Here is an 18,669-nt window from a genome sequence, read left to right on the forward strand (position 1 = left end):
ATTGCCCGTTCCAGGGAATATACTTTCCAACGGATGCGGTTGCGTATTAGCAATTTCTAATGTCAATTCTAATGGCATTCTAATGCCTCTATGGCCCTTGCTGCACGAACTTTGTAACTACTAAACCACGATTGATAGAAAAAGATGAGATCATCCTATCCTGCTATCGTGCATCAGAAACAGTGCAAACACTGTAGTACGCTTTTTAAATGTGACAATGATTTTTAACAAAACTGTGATATGCTCCTAAAGAAGAATATTCCGTGGACCTACATCCTGGGTAAGATCAAATTTGATCTTATAGTGATCGGTGCTTATGCGGCTGCATTCGGACTCTGGCATCAGGATCTGAACCTTCATCATATAACGATACCACTGGCAATTCCGGCTATAATCGGTACTGTGATATCATTGCTTCTGGCGTTCAGATCGAACCAGGCATATGATCGCTGGTGGGAAGCCCGCATTATCTGGGGATCGATTGTAAACGATTCGAGAACACTCATCCGCCAGGCACAGTCCTTTATTTCCGATCCGGACGTTTCCATTGATGTGCGTGAGTTCATTGAACGCTTCACACAACGGCAGATCTATTGGACGCACAGTCTCGGCCGCATGCTTCGCCGGCAGGACGCGTTGTCACAGAGTGATGGGTACCTTAACCGGTCTGAGGCTGAGCTGGTGCGACATCGACGACACATTCCAAACACCTTACTGCAGCTTCACGCACGCGATCTGAAACATGCTTTCGACCAGGGATGGATAAACGCATATCAGCAGGTAGAAATCGACAAGACATTAACTCGTCTTTGTGACGCGATGGGCAAGTGCGAGCGTATCAAGAACACAGTGTTCCCGACTACTTACAGCCTGTACATTCACTTTGCATTGTATCTGTTCATCCTGATGTTGCCATTTGGCCTGACAGAACATTTGGGAGGAATATTAGTGCCTGTGATAATTCTTATTTCCGCGTGTTTCCTGTTCATCGAAAAGATGGCCATTCACCTGCAGGATCCTTTCGAAAACAAACCGACCGATACGCCAATGACAACCATCGCGCGGAACATCGAATACGACCTGAACGAGATGATCGACGAGCGACTTGATTATGCCTCCAATGCAAGTAAGGTCGAGGTTGATGAAAAGTATTATTACGTTTTATAATTGTTGATGCTGGCGTGTTGGTTACAGCACGTCATGCGCTTAAGTGCCATGCGGAGGCGAAGGCATTCTGCATGGCCACAAGTGCACCTGCCCGCCGGCCATCCTGAAACCAACCCGCTATTCCCGTTCAAAATTTCTGAATACCCCGCGGATTTGTAGCTTGGTACAAAACCATAGAAGTTATGAGATTAACACTGACAGTAGTGTTGCTTTCGATTGTGGCTACGGCCTCATTCGCGCAGAAGAAATTATTTAACGGTAAGGACCTGAAGGGCTGGACTGTTGCAGGTACAGAAAAGTGGTATGTTGAAAAGGGCGAACTGATTTGCGAAAGCGGCCCCGACAAGCAATATGGCTATCTGGTGTCCGACAAGACGTTCAAGAACTTTGAACTTACTGTAGAGTTTAAGCAGGAATCGAATGGAAACAGCGGTGTGTTCTTCCATTGCTCTATTGAAGGAACCAAGATCGCGGGCTGGCAGGCGGAAGTTGCTCCCCTGAATCACAGCACGGGCGGCATCTATGAGTCTTATGGCCGTGGCTGGTTGATAAAGCCTGAAACGGAAAAGGAGCAGTTGCTGAAAGAGGGCGATTGGAATACGATGAAAGTCCGTATGGAGGGCAACAAAGTGACTACCTGGTTAAATGGCACTCAGATGGTTACGCTTGATGATGAGAAGATAGGAGCTGCAACTGGCAAGATAGCATTGCAGATACACGATGGTGGTGGAGTGAAAGTGCGTTGGAAAAAAGTGGAGATCAAGGAACTGTAGACATTTGGAGAATTGGGGATTGGGGGATTTGGAGAGTCTGTGGCCAGCAGCAAGCTGCTGGACGAATTTTCGGATTGAAGCTATGATCAAGCCGATTGCGATTTGATAGGGCGCAGAAATTCAGACCGCTATCAGGTAACTGAAGGTATTTGAAACTTCTCTACAATAAAGATTAGTCAGCGGGTCGCAAGGGAGTGGCAACCGCAGGCAAGAAATCAGCAGGAGCCCGCCATGTGCGGGCTCTTACTGTTTCGACAGGAATGTAATTTTGAGTACTGAGAACCTAGGCCTTTGGGGCCTGGCTTTCCATCATGTTTTGTGAATAGCTCAAGATATTGAGAACAGCTTTTGCTGATGGCTCAACCTGAGCCGCATCCATGTTACGTTTCATGGCACACAATTCTGCATACAAGGCTTGCAGTTCGCTGTCACAAATCAAGGCATTATCAATCTCCTTCGTCTCCTTCTCCGAGGTCTCTCGGTACAAATACCTGATCAAGTCCGTCTCTGTAAATGTTCTTATCATAGGCTCTGTTTTTCATCATCCGTTTACGCAGGTTGATAAGCGCATAACGCATCCGTCCCAATGCTGTATTAATGCTCACTCCCGTACGCTCCGCGATCTCCTGAAAACTCATCTGCAGGTAATGCCGCATGATTAATACCTGTTTTTGTTCAACAGGTAGTTCTTTAATCAAGTCTCTCAGTCTTGAACGGGTGTCTTTGAACACCTGTTTGTCCTCTGATGACTCGACAGCAAACTGCATGGAATCAAATACCCTGCTTCCGTCTTCAAGCACGACTTCTGGGTAACGCTTATTCTTTCTGAAATTATCGATTGCCAGATTATGGGCAATGCGGCTTATCCATGGCAAAAACTTACCCTCTTCGTTATAGCGGCCGCTACGAATGGTGTTGATTGCCTTGATAAACGTCTCTTGCAACAAGTCTTCAGCTGTATACCTATCTTTTACGATCAGGTAAATAGCCGTATAGATCCTGGACTTGTGTCGGTGTAAGAGCATCTCGAAAGCTTCTTGGTTACCGGTCTGATACAGTGACACTAGTTCGCTGTCACTTAATCTTCTGTCAATCATTCTGTCTCACATTTAGGTAACGTAGATGTCTCTCTCGATATTGTTGGGGTTAGTTGAACAAATTGGTTTTGAAAAGATAGAAATTCCTTAATCAAAGGCAAAAAATTTTGTCGGAAATTCTTGCCTCACAAAGTATTTCTTTCCCTATTTGCTTCAAATACGCAGTTTCAAACATTGTATGGCAGTCAGCAAGAAAAAAGTGATAAAGAGCCTAGAGAATCTTTCGGAGGATTTGCTTGAACTTGTTCATACTCAATACCCAAACGGGTACGAGAGCAGCATCACCCGAATTACTAACGCAAAGCGTGAGCCAATTTTTGTGTTTCCGTTGGAAACCGACGATGCGACCTATTTGGTAAAGGTTCCGGTAACCAAGAACAGCGAAGGTGAGTACGACGTTGATTCTAAGGGCGAGGGTGGAGAGTTCGAAAAAGGCGAAGAAGGCTTCGAACCTGGCGACAATTTCGAAAGTGGCGGCGATAGCGGCGGCGGCGACGAAGAAGAGGAAAGCAGCGACTACGACGATGAAGGTGGTGGCAGAAAAGGCCGCGAACAGAGCTACGATCCTGATTTTGACAATTAGTCAATCATAATTCTTAAGAAATCTGAACACCATCTGCCCGGATGGTGTTTTTTTGTTTTTCGGACTGTTCCCGGATTTGAGCATATTAACATTGAGGCAACAATCCACGATTGAATTGTGGGAAAAGACATCTAACACGTGACGAAAGGCATATTACCATTTAGCGATACAGAATTAGACAACCTGAGTGCCAGGGAGTTCATCATTATCAAGCGCGCACGCGTAAACAACTTGAAGAATCTTAGCGTCGCCATCCCGCGTAATAAGCTGGTGGTGATTACCGGTCTTTCGGGTTCGGGGAAATCATCGCTTGCTTTCGATACGCTGTTTGCCGAGGGGCAACGGATGTACGTGGAGAGCCTTAGCTCCTATGCGAGGCAGTTCCTGGGACGCATGGAAAAACCGGAGGTGGACTACATAAGGGGTGTAAGTCCGGCCATTGCCATCGAACAGAAAGTCAATACGCGCAATCCGCGCTCGACGGTGGGGACTACAACAGAGATCTACGACTACCTAAAGCTTCTATTTGCACGCGTAGGGAAGACGTATTCGCCCGTAAGCGGAAAAGAAGTGAAGCGCGACACCGTGACTTCGGTTGTTGATGCCATAAATCAACTGCCGGAGCAGACACGCGTAATGGTAGCCTGTCCGTTGCACGTTCGAAAAGGCAGAAAACTCATTGATGAATTGAACCTCCTCCTGAGCAAAGGTTTCGCCCGCGTGCTTATCAACGGAGAAATGAAGTTCATTGAAGAACTGATCGGTGCCGAAGGCGAGAAAAAGAAGAAGGCGCCGAAGATCGATGGAAGTGTCGAAATACTGATTGATCGCGCAGCCACCAATCCAACAGATGATGATACGAACTTCAGACTAGCGGATTCCGTGCAGACTGCATTCTTCGAAGGAGAAGGCGATTGCAAGATCTATGCTGAAGGGCATAAGCCGATGCACTTTTCAGACCGCTTTGAGCTGGACGGCATCACATTTACCGAGCCTTCGATAAACTTCTTCAGCTTCAACAATCCGGTGGGCGCCTGCCAGACGTGTGAAGGATTTGGAAAGGTACTGGGCATTGACGAGGACCTGGTCATTCCTGATAAGTCACTTTCTGTTTACGAAGGTGCCATCGCGCCCTGGCGTAGCGAAACGATGGGCGAGTGGCTGAAGCCGCTGGTGAAGAATGGGATCAAATTCGATTTTCCCATTCACCGCCCTTACATGGAGCTGACGCAGCAGCAGCAGGAGCTGCTTTGGAATGGCAATAGTTATTTCGAAGGCATTCATGCTTTCTTCAAGTATCTGGAATCGAAGACGTACAAGATTCAATATCGCGTGTTGCTGTCGCGATACAGGGGCAGAACCACGTGTCCTGATTGCCGGGGCACGCGTCTGCGTAAAGACGCACAATACGTAAAGATCGATGGAGTAAGCATCGCCGATATCGTACTGATGCCTATTGAAGATGTGGTGACGTTCTTCAATGATATTAATCTTCCCGACTTTGATCGGAAGGTATCGGATCGGATTATTACTGAGATCAGGTCGCGATTGGATTACATGGTGAAAGTAGGATTGGGATATCTTACGCTCAACCGACTAACGGCGAGCCTATCCGGCGGTGAATATCAGAGGATCAAGCTGGCCACTTCACTGGGCAGTGCTCTTGTTGGGTCAATGTATGTGCTGGATGAACCTAGTATTGGTTTGCATCCAAAAGATACGGACCGGATGGTGACTGTGTTAAAGTCCCTGAGGGACCTGGGCAATACGGTTATTGTAGTTGAGCACGAAGAAGAGATCATGCGTGCCGCCGATCAGATCATTGATATCGGTCCCGACGCCGGTAGTCATGGAGGTGAACTGGTGTTTCAGGGATCTGTCGATGACATCACGGGCAAAATTCATTCGCACACAACGGATTACCTCAGCGGTCGTGAGAAGATTGTAATTCCAAAAACACGCAGACGATGGAAGGATAGCATTGCCATTCTGGGCGCAAGGGAAAACAACCTGAAAAATCTGTCCGTTAAGTTTCCGCTCGGTATCCTTACCGTTGTAACCGGTGTGAGCGGTTCGGGTAAGTCAACGCTGATCAAGAAGATATTGTATCCTGCCGTGGGAAGGCTAAGCGGATCAGTATCTGAGACTCCGGGCAAATATGATCGCATGGATGGCGACTTCGCGCGGGTGACTCAGGTTGAATTTGTTGATCAGAATCCCATAGGAAAATCATCACGCTCGAATCCCGTGAGTTATGTTAAAGCATACGACACGATTCGTCAGGTGTTTTCGGAGCTGCCGTTGTCGAAGCAACGTGCCTATAAGCCGTCACACTTTTCATTCAACGTAGAGGGTGGGCGCTGTGAGACGTGTCAGGGCGAAGGCGAGATCAAAGTCGAGATGCAGTTCATGGCCGACATCTACCTGAAGTGCGAGAGCTGTAATGGCAAGCGATTCAAGCAGGAAATACTCGAGGTGGAACTGGACGGAAAGAACATCGCCGACATCCTCGACATGACGGTGGAACAAAGCCTGGAATTCTTCCGCGAAAAGAAATCGATCTATGACAAGATCCTTCCGCTTCAGGATGTTGGATTGGGTTATGTGAAGCTCGGTCAATCATCGAATTCATTGAGTGGTGGAGAGGCACAACGCGTTAAGCTGGCATCGTTCCTTGGAAAGAATTCACCTGATGGTCACATCCTTTTCATCTTTGATGAACCGACAACGGGATTGCACTTTCATGATATATCGAAACTGTTGAAGGCGATGAACGCGCTTGTTGATGGTGGGCACAGTGTTATCGTGATCGAGCACAATCTCGAAGTGGTGAAATCAGCCGATTGGATTATTGATCTCGGTCCGGAAGGCGGCGAGAAGAAAGGCGGAACGATAATGTTTGAGGGGACTCCTGAGGAGATGGTGAAAAAGGGAAAGGGATATACGGCGGAGTTTTTAAAGGCGAAGTTGAAGGTGTAAATCATTTAGATGGCTCCCAACACACCGGTCACTGGCTACGTTAGCGGAACTGTGCGATATCATGATTAACAACCGCACACTCTGAAAATCCAATTACTTCCGGACATTGATTAACCTCGGCCCCCGCTTATAGCGGGACAGGCGCTGATCATTTTGATCATATCCCAGGTCATCGTTGTACCACACCCTGGTAATGATGGTAGAGTTATCGGTGTTGCGTATTTCACAAGCCACAGTGTCTTCATCCGATCCATTCCATCTAATGATCGTCGTGGTGATGTCGCTGTTGTGAGTTTCAAGATCCGGGAATAGTCGCATCATGTACTCTCCGTTGGGTCCCGATTGATCGATCCGGAAATATCGAGGAGCATCCAGGTTTGCCGCATATGCTTCTTCGCGCTGGCCGTTGCGCAAAAAATAGATCCTGATATCGTCTTCCTTGAAATGTTCTGGGGTAGATGGATCGAGAAGATTTCTGTTCTCACTATCCGTAACGATGAGATTGACATCGGCATCTACAACTGTGCAGCCGCAGAGTTTCTCCTCGCAGGAAGAGAAGATGGTTATGAAAATCGTGAGCAGGGTTAGCTTGACAATTTTTTGCCGCATAGGTTTGGTTGGTTACAACGGTATTACTTAGACACCATAACGCCCGAATTGGTTGAAAGATACAGGAGAATTCTGGCCACGATGATCCCGAGTTTCTCAGCAAAACGTCAGGCGCAAGCTAAATTCTATGTCTGCCGCGAGATCAGTTTTTCAGCAAAAGCCCGGAGCTCCTGCGTCTTAGTCTGATCACAACTCAACCTGTCCAGGTCGCCGAAACCCTTTTTGAAGTATTGATTCGTCTTACGTTCTGTAAGGATAGCAATGCCCAGCCGGTCGAAAATGGTCTTTACTGCATTTACCTTTTCCTCCTTCCGGAAGCGGCTGGCAGTAAGCCACTCTGAGAGCTCCCTCTTATTTTTTCCAGTTGCTTTCTCGAGTGCTTTGATCAAAAGAAACGTCTTCTTATTAGCAATAATATCACCACCGACCTGCTTTCCAAACTTCAATGGATCCGCATAGGCATCCAGGTAATCGTCCTGCAGTTGAAAGCCAATACCGATGTTCGTACCAAATGTACGCAGGGCGCGACAGTCGGATTCACTTGCGCCTGCCAGAATGCCGCCGAGCTCGAGACTGAAGCCGATCAGCACGGATGTCTTCAGGCGGATCATGTTGATATAGTCTGCTTCACTTACCTTTTGCTTCTGTTCGAATTCCATGTCCCACTGCTGACCTTCGCACACTTCAGAGGCACACCGATTGAACGCTGACAATACTTTAGGCAACAGCAATGGATCGAGTGAAAGAAACATGTCATATACTTTCACGAGCATTACGTCGCCGCTGAGGATGGCCGTGTTCACATTCCATTTCTTATGCACGGTTGGCTGACCACGACGAAGGGGTGCCTTGTCCATAATGTCGTCGTGCATGAGGGTGAAGTTGTGAAATGCTTCGACGGCAACGGCATACTTTACAATGTCTTTTACATTGTCTTTGAACAACGAATAGCCATAGAGTGTTAACATGGGTCGGAGTCGTTTGCCTCCGATGCCCATGATGTAGCGGATAGGTTCGTATAGTGATTCGGGTGATTTGCCGTACTTGCCTTTCGCGATCTCGCGTTCAATCCATTGATAGTACTGCGCGGTCGCGTTTACCATGAATCAGCCTCGTTTTGTTCTTCAAGTTCGCGACCTCTTTGATCCTGCGCAAAGACAAGGTCGATGATACGCTTATCGATGTCTGTCTTCTTCACACGAACCTGCACTCTGTCTCCCAGCGTATAGATCTTCCGTGTTTTCCGGCCTGTGATGCGATAGTTCTTTTCATCAAACTCGTAGAAGTCGTCGGTCATGTCTGCCAGCCTGACCATACCTTCACATTTTGTCTCTACTATCTCCACGTAGATGCCCCATTCAGTAACTCCGGAGATGAGGCCTTCATAAGCCCTTTTCTCAGCTGAGGCCATGAATTCGACCTGCTTGTATTTGATTGAAGCCCGTTCAGCATCAGCTGCGCGCTTTTCACGTTCAGATGAATGCACTGACTTCTCCTCATATTCGGCTTTGCTTACCGGATTCCCATTGTCGAGGTAATGTTGAAGGAGGCGATGCACCATCATGTCGGGATAGCGACGTATCGGTGATGTGAAGTGTGAATAATGATCGAAAGCAAGACCGAAGTGACCTTTGGCATCGGTGGTGTATTTCGCCTTGGCCATGGTTCGAATGGCCAGCTGTTCCAGGATGTTCTGTTCAGGCTTGCCTTCTATTTCTGTCATCAGCTTATTCAGTGAACTGGAAATAGAGTTTTCATCCACATTCATCTTATGACCAAACTGCTTTGCGAACACAGAAAAGTCTTTTACTTTTTCAGGATCGGGAAAGTCGTGTGTACGATAGACGAATGTATTCTTCTCTTTTCCTTTCCTGATGTTATAGACGAACGTTGCGACCTGCTTATTCGCCAACAGCATGTATTCCTCAATCAGCTTGTGAGCATCCTTTCGAACTTTGGGAATAACGGCCAGTGGTTTACCCTGTGCATCGAGTTTGAATTTTACTTCCGTTGTTTCGAAGTTCACGGCACCTTTTCTGAACCGTTCCTTTCGGAATTTCTTCGCTATGTCATTCAGGATACGGAGCTCTTCGGCAAGAATACCTTCCCCGGATTCGATCACGACCTGTGCTTCCTCGTAGGTAAAGCGCTTCACGGAGTGAATGATCGTTCTTCCGAACCACTCGTTCTTTATCTTAGCATGCTCGTCAAGTTCAAACACAGCAGCGAATGTGAGCTTGTCTTCATTGGGGCGAAGCGAGCACAGTTCATTCGACAATCTTTCAGGCAGCATTGGAATAGTGCGGTCGACGAGATAAACTGAAGTCGCACGATCATAGGCTTCACGTTCGACCGGCGTGTTAGGCAACACATAGTGCGTTACGTCTGCGATGTGAACGCCGATCTCGTAGTTTCCGTTTTCAAGTCTCTTGAATGATATAGCATCATCAAAATCTTTAGCGTCTTCAGGGTCGATTGTAAAAGTTGTCGTTGTTCTGAAGTCGCGACGGCGACCGATCTCCTCTTCAGTTATTCCTTCGGGAATCTTTGCAGATGCTGCAGCAACGTCTTCAGGGAATCTGAAGGGCAGATCGAACTCAGCCATGATCGAGTGAATCTCCGCTTCATTCTCCCCTGCTTTACCCAGTACTTCTACGATCTTAGCTTCGGGCTTTTTATCAGGTGTTGCCCATGAGGTGACTTCGATTACAACTTTATCACCCGTCTTCGCATTGTTGATATTTTCGGGATACACAAAGAAGTCTGTGTGCATCTTTCTGAAATCCGGAACAACAAAGGCAAAGTTCTTTGACACCTCTACCTTACCTACAAAACGCTCGCGGTTACGCTTAAGCACTTTTGTAACGCGTCCCTCTTCGTGCTCGCCATGGCGGCCAGGAAGGAGTTTGAGACTTACGGTGTCGCCGTCTACTGCAGATCCGAGATCGTTACCCTTTACATAGATATCGGGGCGGTCCTGGCCAATGCGCACGTAGGCGAATCGTGAACTTACGTGGTCAACAACGCCCGTTAATTCCTGTTCACCGCGTGTGCTTCTATAGCTTCCGCTGCTTGTTTGTGATATGCGTCCTTCATCGTACAACGTATCCAATACCTGCCCGGCAACTTTGATATCGTCCTTTTTCTTCAGACCTATCTTCTGCACTACCTGTTTGAATGAATAGGCTTTTCCGTTCCCTCCATCCAGCAATGCCAGTATGGATGCCTGGAAATCAGGTCTCCGGTTCGCTGGCTTCTTATTCTTTAATTCTTTTCTTTTTTTACTCATAATAAAATATTCTGTGAAGCATCATAAGATGCTTCCTTAATCAGCAGAGCCTGTTTGCCCTGCCCCGGCGTTTAAACGTGCCGTTGCGTACGTTCACCTGTAACCAAATGCAGACGTTCCGGAGCTGAAGGAACGAACCAGCATTCGATACTATCAACCTTGTTGCGAAGTTAGCTAAATCAGTGCTGATAATTGATGTCAGGCCATGAGGACTGTCAGTTCCGAATTCAAACGGATGACCTTTAGCTTCAGAAACAGTTTGGCAAGTACTATGACATCGCGCTGGCAATATTCCTTGATCCGGTCCAGGTCGCCCGAATCATAATACACTGCATTAACCTGACTTCCATCAATGTCGGTTTTGCTCGTTGGTATATTAAAGATGGCTGCCAACAGGTCGAGTGATGTATAGTGCTTGAAGTCACCGAATTTCCACATCTCCATCGTGTCGAGGTGTGGTATGTCCCAGGGCTTTCGGCCGGCAATATTCAGTGCGGCGGGAAGACTGATATCATTAATCAGCATGCGTCTGCATAGATAAGGAAAGTCGAATTCCTTGCCATTATGCGCGCACAGCTTGAGTGAGTTCGGATCGAGTTTCTCGACCATGTTCTTGAAGGTGATCAAAAGTTCCTTCTCGTTGTGGCCGGCGTATACTTTTGTTCTCAGCACCGGTTCGCCAGATTCTGAATCAACAAACCGGGCTACGGCAATGCAGATGATCTTTCCAAACTCAGCGTGAATCCCTGCGCGGTCTTTGAAGAGAGCCTCATCTGTTGAATTGTCGTTACGTCTCAGGAAGTTTGCCTTTCGCGACCATTGCACTTTAAGACGCTCGCTAAGGTTGTCGAACTCCGCTTCGCAGGCAACCGTTTCGATGTCGAGAAATAATATGTCGCGCAAATCCTGAATCATGATACTTCTTGTCGGGCCAATGCTATGTTGCATTGTCCTCATCTTTTTAACTTCTACTACAAACTACGAGTGCAGCACACCCTCCAGCTCCAGCTCCCTGATAAACGAAATGTTCTTTTCACAAATGGAATCCGGAACAAACACGAATCGTTTATCGAATATCTGGGTTCCCACATAATAGCTCAGCCAGTATTCATTGTTCAAGTGAAATACGGCTGGATCTATGGGTTCAATCAGCGTCGTGCTCATCGGCGGAATGGTCTCCAGAAAATGCCTCAGTATCGACGTACGCTGAGTCTCTCCGTTCTTTTCACCATAGCCCTTGCTTGATACCAGCGTATTCTCCAGAGGATGGTCGTTGTTATTGATCAGGTAAACCTTCCACTCGTCTTCCTGACCAAGATATTTGTTTCTTGCGACAGCTAGTGTCACATTCTTCACTTCGGGAATATTGATATCGCGAATCATTGCCAGTTCCTCTTTATAAGTTCTGATTGATCGATGCAATGTGTCGAAGCTTTCAGTTGAACTACTCCCGCCTCGAATGGCTGGCTTTTCATCGCTCAGATCAAACTGCGTTCCGAAGTTACCAACTCCAGTCCGAAGACATCTTCGAAATTGCGTCTCAATATAGTCGAAACATCTTCCATCGGAATGACTTTGCCGGTTTCCCGCTGCAAGGAAGTTACAGCCTTGTCGACGATGCCACAAGGAATGATATGACCGAAGTACGACAGGTCCGTGTTTACGTTGAGAGCGAAGCCATGCATCGTAACCCAGCGGCTTGCACGAACGCCAAAGGCGCAAATCTTGCGCGTGGTGCGTTCATTTTCATGGTCGACCCACACGCCGGTAAGACCTTTGATGCGGCCGGCTTTCACACCATATGCGTCGACTGTTCTAATGATGATCTCCTCCAGTGCACGCATGTATTTGTGAATGTCGGTGAAGAAGTTGTCGAGGTCGAATATAGGATAGCCAACAATTTGTCCGGGGCCGTGATAGGTGATGTCGCCTCCCCGATTGATGTGGTAATAGGTTGCCTGGATTGCAGAGAGCTCGTCGTCTTTCAACAAAAGGTTTGACTCTTTACCCGATTTGCCCAAGGTATAGACGTGAGGATGTTCGCAAAACAACAGATGGTTATCTGTTAACTGTTGTTCTTCGGGCGCAAGATTTCTATTGCGCGTTTTTATCTCTAACGTTTTTTCGAAAAGGGAAGTCTGATAATCCCAGGCGTCGCTGTATGCTATGTTACCCAGGTCGTGAAAGCGGGCGGTCTTGTTCTGGACGTGATTCAATTTAAAAAATATCTGTCATCGCTCTGATTCCGAGGGCGATGCGTTCTGTATTATCACAAAGATCTTCATTTTCCTGTGACATACATACTGACAAAGCAACAAACGTGAGGCGGAGTTAGTTCCCTGGGCAAAAAACTAGCCCCTACTTCAGATCGGTGGGTTCAGGATTTGTTGACAGAAGATGGTTCGGATTTCCGTACTCCCGGAATACGATCGGTCGGTGGATTTATAGTTTCATTTGATGCAACAAGATCGCGCGTTTGAAATAATGTTAAATCCAAACCAGAGTTATTATGAGCATTGAATCCGAAATATTGAGGTACATCTATAAGAGAGGTGGTGAACTGAATTATTATCAGATCGAGGCGAAGCTGACGGATGATAATTTTCATTCTGAGGTGGAGGTGCTGGGGAAGATCCTCGATGGTCTGGTGAAGGCGGGGTGTCTTAACACACATCCATTCTTTGACGTTCTGGTTTATACTATAACGCCCGGGGGAGTAGAGTATATGGGGGCCGAAGTGAACTGGCGATGAAAGTTGGTTCGGTATGGGTGAGCACAATAACACTGGAACCAGGGGAGAAGACCTCGCTGTAGACTTTTTGGAGCGGAACGGATATGAAATTCTGCGGCGGAACTTTAAGTGTCGCCGATACGAGATAGACATCATTGCTATGCGTGGCGACTGGTTATTGTTTATAGAAGTGAAGACAAGATCAAATCTGGAGTATGGGACGCCAGAGGAGTTTGTTTTAACTGAGCAATCAAAACGAATCATGCAGGCGGCTGAGGAGTTCATATTTACGACGAACTGGCAAGGTCATATCCGGTTTGATATTATCTCTGTTGCTATCGGTGAGTACACGGAAGTTATTCACTTTGAGGATGCCATAAATTAAAGTTTGGGGGCGGGTTACTTTTAATGTTATCTGGGATTATCAATCCAATGCCAGTGGCGACCGAATAAGGGTCGCAAGTGCCTTGCTACGCAGCCTTCTGAACTCAGAAGCTGGTCGATGACCGCTTCCAAAAAGCCCTGTATTCGCACCCTTTGAAGTGTCAAATGGCGTTTTTTAGGCTTATTTCAATGTTTTTATGGTAACAAAGTCGTTTTTTAGCTCAATTTGCAGGAAAATTAACTGATTAGCCATAGGGGTGCGGCCAGGTAGCTTAATGGTTGCCTCCAGCGAGCGGCAGCAGTGAATAATTTTGATAGCTTTGAGCCATCACGATGTACAAGTGACAGCACGATGACGCATTTGCATGAGCCGATGAAAAGACAAGACGCGTTAGCGCTCAGTTAACTATTGTGTCAATGCGCCTCCAGCCAATTCTTGCCAACACCCACTTCGACCTCCATAGGGACTTCCAGGTTCACGGCGTGCTTCATGAGTTTGATCACGTTGGGTTTTACGATGTCGAGTTCGTCCTTGTGAATGTCGAAAACGAGTTCATCGTGCACCTGCATGATCATTCGTGACTTCAATTTTTCCTTTGCAAACCAGCGGTGGATGTTCACCATAGCTATCTTGATAATGTCCGCGGCGCTTCCCTGGATCGGGGCGTTGATGGCGTTTCGCTCGGCGAAGCCACGCGTAGTCATGTTACGTGAGTTGATGTCGCGAAGATAGCGGCGACGACCCAAAAGTGTTTCTACGAACTCTTTCTCACGCGCGGTGTTGATGGCGTCATCCATGTAACGCTTGATGGCGGCGAACTCGGTGAAGTACGATTGAATGATCTCTGCAGCTTCGGAGCGGGAGATGCCGAGATTTTGGGCCAGGCCAAAGGCAGTGCTTCCATAAAGAATACCGAAGTTAACTTCCTTCGCTTTTCTCCGCATGTCGGGAGTTACTTTGTCGAGGTCTACCTTGAAAACTTTTGCTGCCGTTGTTGTGTGGATGTCGCGTTTGTTTCGGAATGCATCGATCATCGTTGTGTCGTTGGCAAACGATGCGGCTATACGCAACTCGATCTGTGAGTAATCGGCCGACATGAGCAGATAATCCGGACGGGGAACGAATGCCATGCGGATCTGCCTTCCCTTGGCGGTGCGAATCGGTATGTTCTGAAGGTTCGGATTGTTTGAGCTTAGCCTTCCCGTTACTGCCAGTGCCTGGCGATAATCGGTGTGCACGCGTCCGTCTGTGCGGCTGATCATCTTTGGAAGCGCGTCGACATATGTTGATCTGAGTTTATCGAACTCGCGGTAGTCCAGGATCTTTTTCGCTATATCATGTTTAGGCGCCAGTGTACTGAGGATGTCTTCACCCGTGGCATACTGACCAGTGCGTGTCTTTTTAGGTTTCTCCATGAGCTGGAGCCTGTCGAACAATACTTCGCCAAGTTGTTTAGGGGAACCAATGTTAAACTCGGTGCCTGCCAGTTCGTAGATATCCCGCTGCACGCGTTCGGTTTCCTTCCTGAGTTCGTCAGAAAGGATGGTGAGAGCACTTGTGTCGATCTTGACCCCTTCATACTCCATAGCGGCGAGGACGGAAACTAAAGGCATTTCCGTATCGCTCATTAACTTCACGTGGCGACGCAACTCGAGCTCTGTTTGCAATGTTTTTCTCAGCTGTATCACGACGTCGGCTCTCTCGCACATGCGAATTGCAATGGGTACGCCACCCGCCGCCAGAGTATAGTTGAGGTACATGCTGCTCAGCACGGCAAGGTCGTGAGAGGCCTCGGGTTCGATCAGGTAATGTGCCAGCATTGGATCGAATAACGGTCCGGCTACTGTAATTTCAAACTTCAGCAGGGCCAGAAGGGCAGCCTTGATATTGTGACCTGTCTTTTCAATCTTTTCGTTCTCCAGTACAGACTTAAGGGGCTGCAGTAGTTCTCTTGCCGACTGAGCATCGGGCAGTTCAACATAAAATGCTTCGTCTGCCCGGCAGGAGAAGGCAAGTCCTGTCAGTTTAAAATCAAAGTTGGCCACCTCATCTGTAATTGACTCAATAGCAAATACAGTCTGGTCTTTAAGCTTCTCGGCAAGTGAGGCCACCTGTGCTGCATTCTGCAGCGTCGTATATTGAACGGCAGAAGCGGAGTATGAACGCTGAGTGCCATCACCTGCCGCCGGTACCTGGGGGTCGCCGAACATCGACAGCTGAGCCTGCTGAGGAGCGCGCACTACTTCATTCACCGGTGCCACTTCTCCAAATGCGCGTGCCGAGATCGCCTTGAACTCCAACTCGTTGAAGATTGGCTTCAGCACATCTGCGTTTGGTCCCGTGTACTTCAGTTGTTCTTCATCAAAAGCAATAGGAACATCGGTGATGATGCGTGCAAGCTTCTTTGATAGTATTGCCTGCTCTCCGTATTGAGTAACAAGCTCTTTCTGCTTTCCCTTCAAGGCCGCAGCGTTGGCCACAATGTTTTCGACACTGCCATACTGTTTCAGCAATGCCGCCGCTGTCTTAGGACCAAAACCCGGAATGCCAGGAATATTATCGGACGTGTCGCCCTGAAGTCCCAGCATGTCGACAACTTGATCGACGTTTTCGATGTCCCACTTCTCGCATACTTCTTTCGGCCCCAACACATCGACAGCGTTGCCCATGTAGGCAGGCTTATATAGGAAGACGCATTCGTTTACAAGCTGTCCGAAGTCTTTGTCGGGCGTCATCATGAACACTTCGAAACCATTCTTGCAGGCCTGCGATGCGATAGTTCCAATGATGTCGTCGGCTTCGTATCCATCCATTTCGAGAATGGGAATATTGAACCCGCGAATGATGTCTTTACAAATAGGAATTCCGTAGCGGATGTCTTCCGGTGTTTCCTGCCGCGTGGCTTTGTACTCCTTAAATATTTCATCGCGGAAAGTTTTTGCAAGCGTATCAAACGCAACGGCTATGTGCGTGGGTCGTTGCTTTTGCAAAACTTCCAGCAGCGTGTTGGTGAACCCAAATGGCACAGATGTATTGATACCTTTGGAATTTATCCGCGGGGTTTTGGTAAAAGCGAAGTGCGCGCGATAAATCAGCGCGTAAGCATCTAAAAGGAAGAGCTTTTTGTCTGGTTTGCTCATGGTGCAAAGTAGAAATTAAATTAAGAATTAAGAATTAAGAATTAAGAATGGGAGTGCAGGCTTGAGGCTACAGGTAAACATGCTGCTCGAATAAAGGTACACGACCTGCTTTCACGAGAAGAGGGCGCAAGCCCGCCAGGTAATTCTTCATTCTTAATTCTTAATTCTTAATTATCTTTCCCCACCTATACTTATTGATATGAGAAGACTATTCATTTTTTGGATTGCACTTGCCCTGTGCATAACGGGCATCAGTTATGGTCAGACTACGGAAAAGATTGACACTGTAATTCTCCGCAAGATAAAGGCGGAGGGTTTGGATCGCTCGCAGGTACTGGACATCATCGGTTATCTTACTGACGTTCACGGTCCGCGACTCACTAATTCACCAGGATATAAGAATGCGGCAGCCTATGCAAAGCAAAAGCTTGAAGGCTTTGGACTTTCGAACGTTCACTACGACACATGGGATGAAGATTTTGGAAGAGGCTGGTTTTTGAAAAAGTTCAGCCTGCAGAACCTGGGGCCTGTTTACTTTCCGGTTACCGCTTATCCCAAGGCATGGAGTCCTGGTGTGAAAGGAGCTATAAAAGCAGACGCGGTTTTTCTTGATGTAAAATCAGAGGCTGATCTGGCAAAGTACAAAGGTCAGCTCAAAGGAAAGATCGTGTTGTTCGGTGCTCCCGTTGCAGTGCATCCAGGTTTCAAACCTGATGCGACAAGGTTCAACGATTCAACGCTTCTTGCTATGGCAAACGCCGGATTTGAACCTCCGTTCGACATGCGCAGATTGAATGCGATGATGGGCAATCAGCAGCTCACCTATGCAAAATGGAAATTCGTTGAAGCGGAAGGTGCCATTGCCGTTCTCGAACCAAGTCCCGCGATTCGACTTGAAGATGGAACTGTACTTGTTGCTGCGGCCACAATACCTCAGCCCGCGGGCATACCCTTCGATAAGAGAATCAGAGCACAAAGTGGAAGCGCACCAACAATACTTCCGCAGGTTGTTGTTGCTGACGAGCACTACAACCGAATGGTCCGCCAGATACAAAGGGGTTTACCTGTGAAGCTCGAGCTTACACTTGAAACAGAATTCACTCCTGTTGAAAAGGGCTTCAACGTAATTGCCGAAATACCCGGAACTGATTTGAAAGACGAAGTGGTAATGATCGGTGCACATCTTGATTCCTGGCATGCTGGAACCGGCGCGACTGACAATGCATCAGGCTCTGCTGTGATGATTGAAACCATGAGAATATTGAAAGCGCTTGGCACTGCTCCCCGCAGAACGATCCGTATCGGACTCTGGGGTGGAGAAGAGCAGGGGCTCATCGGCTCGCGCAACTATGTCAAGCGAACCCTTGGTGAACGTCTTGATAAGTCGGCGCCCTATGATTCCATTCAGTTAAAACCAGCAGCCGAAAAATTTGCAGCATACTTTAATATGGACAACGGAACGGGCAAGTACCGCGGCATCTATCTGCAGCAAAATGATAATGTTCGTTCTATTTTCCGCGAGTGGCTGAAGCCATTTGCAGATATGGGTGCATCAACAATCACTTACTCAAACACGACTGGTACTGACCATCAGGCATTCGATGCAATTGGTTTGCCTGGCTTCCAATTCATTCAGGACCCCATTGAATATTCATCGAGGACACACCATACGTCGATGGATGTGTTTGATAAGGTGATTGAAGCAGACCTTAAGCAGAACGCGGTGATCACGGCGTTCTTCGCGTGGCAGGCGGCAAACAGGGAGGCGAAACTTCCGAGGAAGAATTAAGAATTAAGAATATTAAGAATTATGAATTAGCTACCCTGGCGGGCAGGTTGATGGGCACGACCTGCGGTCGTGAACTCGCCGGCGTTCAGCCGACTGCTAATTCATAATTCTTAACTCCTAATTCTTA

The 18,669-nt window shown here is 47.6% G+C and carries 15 protein-coding genes; 7 read left to right on the top strand and 8 right to left on the bottom strand.

Annotated features, from left to right (window positions below; translation table 11 throughout):
• Positions 1-240 precede the first annotated feature (240 nt).
• Both WBG78_RS01060 and WBG78_RS01065 read left to right on the top strand, forming a co-directional pair.
• A complete protein-coding gene (locus tag WBG78_RS01060; RefSeq protein ID WP_337324505.1) occupies positions 241-1,167 on the top strand; it encodes a bestrophin family protein in 927 nt (308 codons plus the stop codon).
• Between the two features lie 182 nt (positions 1,168-1,349).
• Positions 1,350-1,940: a 3-keto-disaccharide hydrolase gene (locus WBG78_RS01065; protein ID WP_337324506.1), complete on the top strand. Its 591-nt coding sequence runs from the start codon at positions 1,350-1,352 to the stop codon at positions 1,938-1,940.
• A gap of 446 nt (positions 1,941-2,386) precedes the next feature.
• Here WBG78_RS01065 and WBG78_RS01070 read toward each other — a convergent pair whose 3' ends face one another.
• Positions 2,387-3,037: an RNA polymerase sigma factor gene (locus WBG78_RS01070; RefSeq protein WP_337324507.1), complete on the bottom strand. Its 651-nt coding sequence runs from the start codon at positions 3,035-3,037 to the stop codon at positions 2,387-2,389.
• Positions 3,038-3,236: 199 nt separating this feature from the next.
• On the opposite strand from WBG78_RS01070, the gene WBG78_RS01075 reads away from it, so the two are divergent.
• Both WBG78_RS01075 and uvrA read left to right on the top strand, forming a co-directional pair.
• Positions 3,237-3,620, top strand: coding sequence for a hypothetical protein (locus WBG78_RS01075; protein WP_337324508.1), 384 nt, complete (start codon positions 3,237-3,239; stop codon positions 3,618-3,620).
• Positions 3,621-3,758: 138 nt separating this feature from the next.
• Positions 3,759-6,599 carry an excinuclease ABC subunit UvrA gene (gene uvrA / locus WBG78_RS01080; RefSeq protein ID WP_337324509.1) on the top strand — a complete coding sequence of 947 codons (2,841 nt, stop codon included), beginning with the start codon at positions 3,759-3,761 and terminating at the stop codon, positions 6,597-6,599.
• 93 nt (positions 6,600-6,692) lie between these two features.
• Here the strand turns inward: uvrA and WBG78_RS01085 are convergent, their stop codons facing one another.
• The 6 genes from WBG78_RS01085 to lipB form a co-directional block, all read right to left on the bottom strand.
• Positions 6,693-7,208, bottom strand: a complete 516-nt coding sequence (locus WBG78_RS01085; protein WP_337324510.1) for a hypothetical protein — start codon at positions 7,206-7,208, stop codon at positions 6,693-6,695.
• Between the two features lie 125 nt (positions 7,209-7,333).
• Positions 7,334-8,311, bottom strand: a complete 978-nt coding sequence (locus WBG78_RS01090) for a polyprenyl synthetase family protein (protein WP_337324511.1) — start codon at positions 8,309-8,311, stop codon at positions 7,334-7,336.
• Positions 8,305-10,497 (bottom strand): ribonuclease R, encoded by a 2,193-nt coding sequence (gene rnr / locus WBG78_RS01095; protein ID WP_337324512.1) that lies wholly within the window; start codon positions 10,495-10,497, stop codon positions 8,305-8,307. The genes WBG78_RS01090 and rnr overlap by 7 nt, the downstream gene beginning before the upstream one ends.
• Positions 10,498-10,695: 198 nt before the next feature.
• Positions 10,696-11,445 carry a 3'-5' exonuclease gene (locus tag WBG78_RS01100; RefSeq protein WP_337324513.1) on the bottom strand — a complete coding sequence of 250 codons (750 nt, stop codon included), beginning with the start codon at positions 11,443-11,445 and terminating at the stop codon, positions 10,696-10,698.
• Between the two features lie 30 nt (positions 11,446-11,475).
• Positions 11,476-11,919 carry a hypothetical protein gene (locus WBG78_RS01105; RefSeq protein WP_337324514.1) on the bottom strand — a complete coding sequence of 148 codons (444 nt, stop codon included), beginning with the start codon at positions 11,917-11,919 and terminating at the stop codon, positions 11,476-11,478.
• Positions 11,920-11,975: 56 nt separating this feature from the next.
• Complete coding sequence (gene lipB / locus WBG78_RS01110; RefSeq protein ID WP_337324515.1) at positions 11,976-12,713, bottom strand: lipoyl(octanoyl) transferase LipB; 738 nt, start codon at positions 12,711-12,713, stop codon at positions 11,976-11,978.
• A gap of 293 nt (positions 12,714-13,006) precedes the next feature.
• Here lipB and WBG78_RS01115 point away from each other — a divergent pair, with 293 nt between their 5' ends.
• Together WBG78_RS01115 and WBG78_RS01120 are read left to right on the top strand one after the other, a co-directional pair.
• On the top strand, positions 13,007-13,249 hold the full coding sequence (locus WBG78_RS01115; RefSeq protein WP_337324516.1) for a hypothetical protein: 243 nt from the start codon (positions 13,007-13,009) through the stop codon (positions 13,247-13,249).
• Positions 13,250-13,262: 13 nt separating this feature from the next.
• Positions 13,263-13,613: a YraN family protein gene (locus tag WBG78_RS01120; protein ID WP_337324517.1), complete on the top strand. Its 351-nt coding sequence runs from the start codon at positions 13,263-13,265 to the stop codon at positions 13,611-13,613.
• A gap of 413 nt (positions 13,614-14,026) precedes the next feature.
• Here WBG78_RS01120 and polA read toward each other — a convergent pair whose 3' ends face one another.
• Positions 14,027-16,753, bottom strand: a complete 2,727-nt coding sequence (gene polA, locus WBG78_RS01125) for a DNA polymerase I (protein WP_337324518.1) — start codon at positions 16,751-16,753, stop codon at positions 14,027-14,029.
• Between the two features lie 199 nt (positions 16,754-16,952).
• Here polA and WBG78_RS01130 point away from each other — a divergent pair, with 199 nt between their 5' ends.
• Complete coding sequence (locus WBG78_RS01130) at positions 16,953-18,542, top strand: M20/M25/M40 family metallo-hydrolase (RefSeq protein ID WP_337324519.1); 1,590 nt, start codon at positions 16,953-16,955, stop codon at positions 18,540-18,542.
• The last annotated feature ends 127 nt before the right edge of the window (positions 18,543-18,669 follow it).

The sequence above is a fragment of the Chryseolinea sp. T2 genome, assembly GCF_037203685.1.
In the GTDB taxonomy this organism is placed as follows: Bacteria; Bacteroidota; Bacteroidia; order Cytophagales; family Cyclobacteriaceae; genus Chryseolinea.

Coding starts and splice junctions, on each gene's coding strand:
- WBG78_RS01060 (WP_337324505.1), top strand. CDS start 241: ATGCTCCTAAAGAAGAATATTCCGTGGACCTACATCCTGGGTAAGATC.
- WBG78_RS01065 (WP_337324506.1), top strand. CDS start 1,350: ATGAGATTAACACTGACAGTAGTGTTGCTTTCGATTGTGGCTACGGCC.
- WBG78_RS01070 (WP_337324507.1), bottom strand. CDS start 3,037: ATGATTGACAGAAGATTAAGTGACAGCGAACTAGTGTCACTGTATCAG.
- WBG78_RS01085 (WP_337324510.1), bottom strand. CDS start 7,208: ATGCGGCAAAAAATTGTCAAGCTAACCCTGCTCACGATTTTCATAACC.
- WBG78_RS01090 (WP_337324511.1), bottom strand. CDS start 8,311: ATGGTAAACGCGACCGCGCAGTACTATCAATGGATTGAACGCGAGATC.
- rnr (WP_337324512.1), bottom strand. CDS start 10,497: ATGAGTAAAAAAAGAAAAGAATTAAAGAATAAGAAGCCAGCGAACCGG.
- WBG78_RS01100 (WP_337324513.1), bottom strand. CDS start 11,445: ATGCAACATAGCATTGGCCCGACAAGAAGTATCATGATTCAGGATTTG.
- WBG78_RS01115 (WP_337324516.1), top strand. CDS start 13,007: ATGAGCATTGAATCCGAAATATTGAGGTACATCTATAAGAGAGGTGGT.
- WBG78_RS01120 (WP_337324517.1), top strand. CDS start 13,263: ATGGGTGAGCACAATAACACTGGAACCAGGGGAGAAGACCTCGCTGTA.
- polA (WP_337324518.1), bottom strand. CDS start 16,753: ATGAGCAAACCAGACAAAAAGCTCTTCCTTTTAGATGCTTACGCGCTG.
- WBG78_RS01130 (WP_337324519.1), top strand. CDS start 16,953: ATGAGAAGACTATTCATTTTTTGGATTGCACTTGCCCTGTGCATAACG.